Here is an 8,114-nt window from a genome sequence, read left to right as displayed (position 1 = left end):
TCACCATTGCGGTCGGTGGGCAGGCCGTGCTGTACCACCTGCCGCTGACCATTGCCGACCGGCTGGGGTTTTTTCAGGCCGAGGGGCTGGATGTGGAAGTGCGGGACTTCGCTGGTGGCGTCCTGGCGTTGCAGGCGGTGCATGACGGCGTGGCGCAGGTCTGCTCGGGGGCTTATGAGCACACCCTTCGCCAGCAGATCCAGGGGCATGATTACCGCTCGTTCGTGTTGCAGGGCCGGGCGCCACAGCAGGCCCTGGGTGTGTCGGTGCGGGCGATGCCGGGCTATCGTAGGCCGGCCGATTTGCGCGGGCGGCGCATTGGTGTTTCGGCTCCGGGCTCATCCACCCAGGTGATGGCGAGCGTGCTGTTGGCGCGGTCAGGTGTGGATCCGCGCGAGGTGTCTTTCGTGGGCGTGGGAACGGGAGCCACCGCCGTGGCGGCCCTGCGCTCGGGTCGTGTTCATGCGCTGTGCCATGCCGATCCCATCATGTCCCTGCTGGAGCACCGCAGCGAGGTGCGCCTGGTCAGTGACCTGCGCACGCTCACTGCCGCGCAGGAAGTGTTTGGCGGGGCCATGCCCGCCAGCTGCCTGTATGCCCCCCAGGCATTTCTGCACAAGGAGCCCATGGTGGCGCAAGCGCTGACCAACGCCATCGTGCGTGCGCTCAAGTGGCTGCAGACCGCTTCGCCGGCCGATCTGATCAAGGCGGTGCCAGCGAGTTACGTGCTGGGCGAAAGGGCCGTTTATCTGGCAGCGTTCAACCGGGTGCGCGAGACTTTTTCGCCGCATGGGCTCATGCCCGAGGATGGCCCGGCAACAGCGCTGAGGGCGTTGGCCCAGGCCTATCCGCACATGGCGGGTCCACGGGTCAGCCTGCAGCGCACCTTTACCGATGAGTTCGCCCGCAAGGCGCGCCAAAAATTTGGCGTGTGAAAGGTGGGTGCCCCACGGTGCACCCTGGCGGTGTGCGAAGGGGTGACCGGCTGCGTCGCATCGATCTCTTTCGGTCTGCGCACGGTCAGCAGTGGGCGAGAATGCAGGGCGCCGTGGTTGAACGCGGCGCCTGCCATTTCCCTTCACTGTGTTTCAAAGGACTTTCTCATGTCGCTGAGTCTCAGCATCGGCCCGCTCGTTTCCCTGATTGCCGGCATCCTCATCCTGGTCATGCCGCGTCTGCTTAGCACCATCGTGGCGCTCTATCTGATCGTGATCGGTGTACTGGGCTTGCTGGGAATGCACACCCTGCGTTTTTAAGCGCGGCGGTCAGAGACAGCCGCAGCACCTTGCTGCGTTCACGCGCTCAGCGGCGCTTTCTGGCAGGCTTGCCGCCCTTGCGCGCGGGAGCGGGGGCTTTCTTGTCGGCAGTGCGGCTGGTGGATCGACCTGCCGACGGGCCCTTGCCCATGCGCACGGGCAGAAACACCACCACCTGCTGTCCGGCCTTGAAGGCAGCACCGGCCTTCACATTGTTCCAGTCGGCCACGTTGTCGGCGCTCAGCCGGTAGCGCTGCGCAATGCTGCGCACGGTATCGCGCTTGCCTGCGCGCACCGTGGTGCGGCGGGTGACGATTTCGGGCGTGAAAGCCAGTTGTCCGTTGTCTGCCAGGTGGGCCGATACGTCCTGGCGGGTGGTGGTGGTGCGCGGCACCATCAGCGCCGAGCCCGCCTTGATCAGCATGCGTGGCGGGATGTTGTTGAGGCTGCGCAGGTCGCTTTCGCCCATGCCGGTGCGCTGGGAGGCATCGGCCACGGTCATGGTGGTGGGCACGGTCCACACCGTCCAGCTGGCGTATTGCCCCTGATTCTTGGCTTCCAGGTTGCGCTGGAATACCCGTGCGTTGTCCCATGGCAGCAGGATCTGGGGGGTTCCTGCGGCAAAGATGGTGGGCCGGTGAAACGAGGGGTTCAGCGCACGAAAGTCTGCTTCGCGCACACCGGCCAGCTGGGCCACCAGCGCTACATCGATGTCGTGGGTGATGTCCACCGTCTGGAAATAGGGGTGGTTTTCAATCAGCGGCAACTCGGTGCGAAACGCGTCAGGGTTGGCCACGATGTTCTTCACGGCCTGCAGCTTGGGCACATACATGCGGGTTTCGGCCGGCATGTTCAGGTCGGTGTAGCGGGTGCCCAGTCCTGCTTTCTTGTTGCGGGCAATGGCCCGACCCACGCTGCCTTCGCCCCAGTTGTAGGCAGCCAGGGCCAGGTGCCAGTCGCCAAACATGCGATGGAGTTTTTGCAGGTAGTCGAGCGCGGCGCGGGTCGAGGCGAGCACATCGCGGCGGTCGTCGCGAAAGGCGTTTTGCTTGAGGTCGAAATAATTGCCGGTGGCGGGCATGAACTGCCACATGCCGGCGGCCTTGGCGCTGGACACCGCCTGTGGGTTGAAAGCACTCTCGATATAGGGCAGCAGCGCCAGTTCGGTGGGCATGCCCCGCAGTTCGAGCTCTTCAACAATGTGGAACAGGTATTTGCTGGAGCGCTCGGTCATGCGCTGCATGTAATCGGGGCGGCTGGCATACCACTGCTCGCGGTCCTGCACCAGTTCGTGCTGCAGGTCGGGCATGGCAAAGCCCCGGCGAATGCGGTCCCACAGGTCGGCGGGGGTGGACAGCGACGCCACTTCGCTGCCTGCGGCCTGGCCGGCCGTGATCGGGCGCAAAGGCCCGTTGGGGATGACGGGGTTGTGGTTGGTAGCGCCTGATGAAGATTCGTTGTTGAACGGGCCGTTGCCGGAGGTACCTGGGGTGCCATTGGTTGCGCAGCCGGTCAGCCAGAGCAGACCTGCCAGGCAGGCGAAGTGCAGAATTTTCATCAGAAGTCGTTTTTCCATTGGCGCAGGGCGGCAAACACCGCCACGGCGTCTTGTTGTGGGACCCGGGCATCAAAGCCCTGGGCGGCTGCAGCGACCGCAGTTTCGCGGACCCGCAGAAAGGGGTTGATGTCACGCTCCAGCGCCATGCGCGAGGGCAGCGTGGGCAGTTGCCGGGCACGCAGGCTTTCGCAGTGGCTGCTGTAATGGAGCAGCGCCTGGTTGCCAGGTTCCACCGCACGCGCAAATCGCAGGTTGGAGAGCGTGTATTCGTGGGTGCAGCATACGCGGGTGTCATCCGGCAGTGCGGCCAGCTGGTCGAGGGACGCCAGCATTTGCGCGGGCGTGCCCTCAAAAAGGCGTCCACAACCACCCGAGAAAAGGGTGTCGCCGCAAAACAGCAAGGGTGCGCCCTGCACGTCGGGGCAGTAATAGGCGATGTGGCCGGCCGTGTGGCCCGGAACATCCAGCACCGAAAACCGCAGGCCCAGCACATCCACGGTGTCGCCCTGCGCCAGGCGCACCAGCGGCTCGGGGATGCGCTCGCGCGCGGGGCCGAACACCTGGGCTCCGGTGGCCGCGCGCAAGGCATCTACGCCGCCGACATGGTCGGCATGGTGGTGCGTGACTAGAATGGCTTGCAATTGCAGACCCTGTGCTTGCAGGGTTTGCAGCACGGGCGTGGCGTCTCCGGGATCCACCACAATGGCGTGCCGCGCGTCGTGCAGCATCCAGATGTAGTTGTCGGTAAAGGCGGGCAGCGGTAGCAAGTTCATGAGCCATCAAATTATAGGTTTGCACCACTGGTTCGACTCCCCTCCCGGCCGCTACCTGCTGGCGTGGGAGCAAGAGCGCTTTGACGAGGCGGTGGCGGACATCTTTGGCTACCACGGCCTGCAAATCGGGATTCCCATGCTCGACGGCCTGCGCGACAACCGCATACCTCACCAGTGGCTGGCTTTGGGCGAAGAAGGCATGGCGATGCTGCCCGGCGCCCGCCCCGCGACCCCGCCACACTCCACCGCCCAGCTCGGCCCAGAGCCCTTGGGCCTTCCTGCCCTGTTGGCCGACCCGGTGGCGCTGCCCTTTGCGGACAACAGCCTGGACCTTGTCCTGCTGCCCCACACGCTGGAGCAGAGCGTGGACCCGCATGCCGCGCTGCGCGAGGTGGAGCGGGTGCTGGTGCCCGAGGGGCGGGTGGTGATCAGCGGACTCAATCCGGTCAGCCTGTGGGCCTTGCGCCAGCACCGGGCGCGTCTTTACCAGCGCATGGGACGAGGCCGGCTGTATCTGCCGGATGCGGGCGAGTTCATCGGTTACCACCGGCTGCGTGACTGGCTGCGGTTGCTCAGCTTCGAAGTGGAGTCGGCGCGCTTTGGCTGCTACCGGCCTGCCGTGCGCAGCAACCACTGGCTGGAAAGATTTGCCTGGATGGACCGCCTGGGTGAGCATTGGTGGCCGATACTCGGGGCCGCGTACTTTCTGGTGGCCGTCAAGCGCGTGCATGGCATGCGCCTGCTTGAACCTGCCTGGCGCACGGCACCGCAGCGCTCTGCCGGGTCGGTGCCCGTGACCAACCGGGCCACCACCCAAAAACCCTCTCAACGCACCAGCCTGGTACCCGCCGCAGTGGCGGGCACCACAGACAGGAAAAAAGTTTGAATCAGATCGAGATATACACCGATGGCGCCTGCAAGGGCAATCCGGGTCCCGGCGGCTGGGGCGTTGTGCTGCGCTCGGGCACCATCGAAAAAGAACTCTTTGGCGGGGAGCTTGGCACCACCAACAACCGCATGGAACTGATGGCCGTCATAGAGGCGCTGTCTGCGCTCAAGCGGCCTTGCGCGGTGACGCTGTACCTCGACAGCGAATACGTGCGCAAAGGCATCACCGAGTGGATTCACGGCTGGAAAGCGCGGGGCTGGCGCACCGCCGCCAAGCAACCCGTGAAAAACGTCGAGCTGTGGCAGCGCCTGGATGCGCTGGTCACCAACGCCGGGCACCGCATTGACTGGCGCTGGGTGCGCGGGCACTCAGGTGACCCGGGCAACGAGCACGCCGATGCCCTGGCTAATCGCGGCGTAGAACAGGCCCTGGGTCGCCGCTGAAGTTCTCGACCAGATCCGGCAGGTATGCCCTGCCAGCGTTGCGTCTAGTGCTATGAAAATAATAGCTTCTCGCGCTCATGGATAAAGGGCTGGAGGCGATTTTTACCTGAAACCCCTGGCGTGTGATCCACCCACCGGTGGCGCAGGCTTGCGCGATTCGGGTAGGCAGGCTGTCGGTGCTGTGTTCTGATGGTGGCTGGTGGTCCTCTGCAAAGGAGTGAACATGAACCCGCTGACCAAGATGGCGCTGGGGCTGATCGGGCAGTTGCGCCCCGAGCCCCCCACGGGCGATGGCAGCCCCGTGCTGGCACTGCCGCCGCCACGGCAGGGTGGCGGCCTGCCGCTGATGCAGGCGCTGGCCCGGCGCCAGTCGCAGCGCGAATTCGACCCCGTGGCCCTGCCGCTGCCGGTGCTGTCGGACCTGCTGTGGGCTGCGGCGGGCGTCAACCGGCCCGACAGTGGTGGGCGCACCGCGCCCAGCGCCATGAACGCACAAGAGGTGGACCTGTATGTGGCCCTGCCCGAAGGCCTGTACCTCTATGACCCCCATGCCCACGCGTTGCAGCGCACGGTGGCCGCCGATGTGCGGCGTGTCACGGGTTACCAGGATTTTGTGGACAGCGCCCCGCTTGATCTCGTCTATGTGGCCGACCATGCGCGCATGAAGCTGGTGCCGGCCGAGCAGCGCAGCACCTATGCTGCGGCTGCGGCGGGCGCCATGGCGCAAAACGTCTATCTGCAGGCCGCTTCTGCAGGGCTTGCCACCGTCATCCGGGCCTGGCTGGACCGCCCTGCGCTGGCGCAGGCCATGGGGCTCGGAACCAACCAGCAGGTGTTGCTGGCGCAGACGGTGGGCTGGCCGGCCGGAGCGGCACCGCAATGACTGCCGTGTTCGACCCGCTGCGCCTGTCGGCGGTGTCACTGGATGTGATGGCGGTCAACCGTGATTCGGCCCAGGGCGTGGCGCGGCGCCAGCAGGCGCGGCTGGCGTTGCTGCTGGATGCGGCTCTGGCCGGCTCGCGCCTATACCGGCAGCTGCTGGCCGCCCGCACCACGGCCCGTACACCGCTGCAGAACTTGCCGGTGGTGACGCGCGGGCAGCTGATGGAGCGCTTTGATGACTGGGTGACCGACCCCTGCCTCACGCTGGATACGCTGCGCGCCTTCACTGCCGACCCGTCGCGCATCGCCCAGCCCTGGCAGGGCCGCTACATGGTGTGGGAAAGCTCGGGCACCAGTGGCCAGCCGGGCATTTTTGTGCAGGACGCGCAGGCCATGGCCGTGTACGACGCGCTGGAGGCGCTGCGCCGCTGCGCACCGCGCCCGCTGGCGCGCTGGCTGGACCCGCTGAGCCTGGCCGAGCGCATTGCCTTTGTGGGCGCGACCAGCGGGCATTTCGCCAGCTATGTCTCGGTGCAGCGGCTGCGCGCGCTCAACCCCTGGCTGGCGGGCAACACGCGCAGCTTTTCCATCCAGGTGCCCACGCCCGAGCTGGTGGCTGCCCTCAACGACTTCGCACCCACGGTGCTGGCCACTTACCCCACTGCAGCGGCGCTGCTGGCCGACGAGGCGGGCAGTGGCGCCTTGCGCATCGCACCGCGAGAGGTGTGGACCGGTGGTGAAACGCTGAGCCCCACCGTGCGCGCGCACATCGCGCAGGGGCTGGACTGCCCGGTGCGCAACAGCTATGGCGCTTCAGAGTTTTTCACCTTGGGCTGGGAGTGCGCCCATGGCCACATGCACCTGAACGCCGACTGGGTGATCCTGGAGCCGGTGGACGAGCACCAACGCCCCGTGCCCCCAGGCCAGCCCTCGTGCAGCGTGCTGCTGACCAACCTGGCCAACACCGTTCAGCCCCTCATCCGCTACGACCTGGGCGACCAGGTCACGCTGCAGGCCGGGCCCTGCGGCTGTGGTTCGCCGTTGCCGGTGATACGGGTGCAGGGGCGCCAGGACGACGCTTTGCACATGGCGGGGCGGGGCGGCCGGCCGGTCACGCTGCTGCCAATGGCTTTGTCCACCGTGCTGGAGGATGACGCAGGCGTGTTTGACTTTTATCTGCGCCAGCAGGACGACCACACGCTGGTGCTGCGCCTGCCTGCGGCGGGCGAGGCCGGGCAGGCGGCCATGGACCGGTGCTGCACGGCGCTCAAGGCCTTTGCCAAGGCGCAGGGCGTGCCCCGGCTGCGCGTGCTACCCGAGCTGGGCCTGCCCGTGCCCCGGGGGCGCAGCGGCAAGGCCCGCCGCATCGTGGCGTGCACGGCCTGAGTTTGCTATTGAAATAATAGCTGCAAGCGCTTTCTGAATAAGCGCCAGAGCCTTTTTTTATCAAAATTCAGGTGACTTTTGCGCGTGCACCTCAAAGGTGCAGCAGGTTCACGGCATCGACGAGACATAGGCCACCACGGCCTCGATGTCGGCATCCGACATCAGCTTGGTGTTGGGGGTCATGATGGAGTTGGCGCGCACCCCGGTGCCCGCGCGGTAGCGCTGCAGCGTCAGGCGCAGGTAGTCGGGCTGCTGCCCGGCGATGCGGGCGATTTGCTCATTGCCCCGCCCTCCGGTGCCATGGCAGCGAAAGCAGGTTTTCTCGAAATACTCCTGTCCCTTGGCGGCGAGCATGGGGTTGGCGGGGGTCTGGTGGGCCACTTGCTGCGCTGCATAGAACAGCACCATGCCGATTTTTTCGTCGCTGTTCATGGCGCGGATCATGCCTTCCATGAACTCGTTGCGGCGCCGGCCGTCGGCAAACTGCCGCATCTGCTCCAGCAGATAGGCGGGGTTCTGCCCGGCCAGGTTGGGAATGGAGGGCTTGGTGCTGGTGCCGCCCTCGCCATGGCAGTTGGCACACACAGCGGCCACCTTGCGGCCCACCTTGTAGAGGTCATCGGCCAGCTGGGGGCTGGTTTGTGCTTCCTTGAAGCGTGCGTCCAGGTCCACGTTGGCCGTGGCGCGGGCCTTGGCAGGCTGGGCCACCACGGGCTGGACCGCGAGTGCAGCCATCATTGCAGCCATCAATGCGGTCGTCAGTGCTGTGCGCTGGATCATGGAGGTAACCACTTTAATGAAAAGGTCATTCTAGACCTCCGGGCGCGCCTGCGATCGCGTGGGCGGTTGGGGTCCAGGTGGTGCTGGATCAAACAGTGTGCGTTGGGGTGCGCGGGCATGCAGTTTGTGGCGCAGCTACTGCAAGGG

9 protein-coding genes are annotated in these 8,114 nt (G+C 66.0%); 6 read left to right on the top strand and 3 right to left on the bottom strand.

What is annotated here, in order from left to right:
• Together DTW89_RS18125 and DTW89_RS18120 are read left to right on the top strand one after the other, a co-directional pair.
• On the top strand, positions 1-935 hold a 935-nt coding region (locus DTW89_RS18125; protein WP_114656952.1), incomplete at its 5' end, for an ABC transporter substrate-binding protein.
• 168 nt (positions 936-1,103) lie between these two features.
• Positions 1,104-1,256 (top strand): DUF3096 domain-containing protein, encoded by a 153-nt coding sequence (locus DTW89_RS18120; RefSeq protein ID WP_086912787.1) that lies wholly within the window; start codon positions 1,104-1,106, stop codon positions 1,254-1,256.
• Positions 1,257-1,302: 46 nt separating this feature from the next.
• On the opposite strand, the gene DTW89_RS18115 is transcribed toward DTW89_RS18120, so the two are convergent.
• Together DTW89_RS18115 and gloB are read right to left on the bottom strand one after the other, a co-directional pair.
• Positions 1,303-2,814: a transglycosylase SLT domain-containing protein gene (locus DTW89_RS18115; protein ID WP_114656951.1), complete on the bottom strand. Its 1,512-nt coding sequence runs from the start codon at positions 2,812-2,814 to the stop codon at positions 1,303-1,305.
• A complete protein-coding gene (gene gloB, locus DTW89_RS18110; protein ID WP_114656950.1) occupies positions 2,814-3,587 on the bottom strand; it encodes a hydroxyacylglutathione hydrolase in 774 nt (257 codons plus the stop codon). Before gloB ends, DTW89_RS18115 begins: the two co-directional genes overlap by 1 nt.
• On the opposite strand from gloB, the gene DTW89_RS18105 reads away from it, so the two are divergent.
• The 4 genes from DTW89_RS18105 to DTW89_RS18090 all read left to right on the top strand — a co-directional run bounded on the left by DTW89_RS18105 (position 3,586) and on the right by DTW89_RS18090 (position 7,187).
• Positions 3,586-4,473 (top strand): class I SAM-dependent methyltransferase, encoded by an 888-nt coding sequence (locus DTW89_RS18105; protein ID WP_114656949.1) that lies wholly within the window; start codon positions 3,586-3,588, stop codon positions 4,471-4,473. The two genes, gloB and DTW89_RS18105, sit on opposite strands and share 2 nt — an antisense overlap.
• Positions 4,470-4,919: a ribonuclease HI gene (rnhA, locus tag DTW89_RS18100; protein WP_024814696.1), complete on the top strand. Its 450-nt coding sequence runs from the start codon at positions 4,470-4,472 to the stop codon at positions 4,917-4,919. The genes DTW89_RS18105 and rnhA overlap by 4 nt, the downstream gene beginning before the upstream one ends.
• A 223-nt stretch (positions 4,920-5,142) precedes the next feature.
• Positions 5,143-5,802, top strand: coding sequence for a nitroreductase family protein (locus DTW89_RS18095; protein WP_114656948.1), 660 nt, complete (start codon positions 5,143-5,145; stop codon positions 5,800-5,802).
• Entirely contained in the window at positions 5,799-7,187 is a 1,389-nt protein-coding gene (locus tag DTW89_RS18090) for a phenylacetate--CoA ligase family protein (RefSeq protein ID WP_114656947.1), read from the top strand. Before DTW89_RS18095 ends, DTW89_RS18090 begins: the two co-directional genes overlap by 4 nt.
• 108 nt (positions 7,188-7,295) lie before the next feature.
• On the opposite strand, the gene DTW89_RS18085 is transcribed toward DTW89_RS18090, so the two are convergent.
• On the bottom strand, positions 7,296-7,967 hold the full coding sequence (locus DTW89_RS18085) for a c-type cytochrome (RefSeq protein WP_114656946.1): 672 nt from the start codon (positions 7,965-7,967) through the stop codon (positions 7,296-7,298).
• Positions 7,968-8,114 lie beyond the last annotated feature (147 nt).

Origin of the sequence: Acidovorax sp. BoFeN1, from assembly GCF_003345135.1 — a bacterium.
GTDB classification, from domain to species: domain Bacteria; phylum Pseudomonadota; class Gammaproteobacteria; order Burkholderiales; family Burkholderiaceae_C; genus Acidovorax; species Acidovorax defluvii.
Note: the sequence above shows the minus strand (reverse complement) of the source record. Positions and strands in the feature narration are given on the sequence as shown.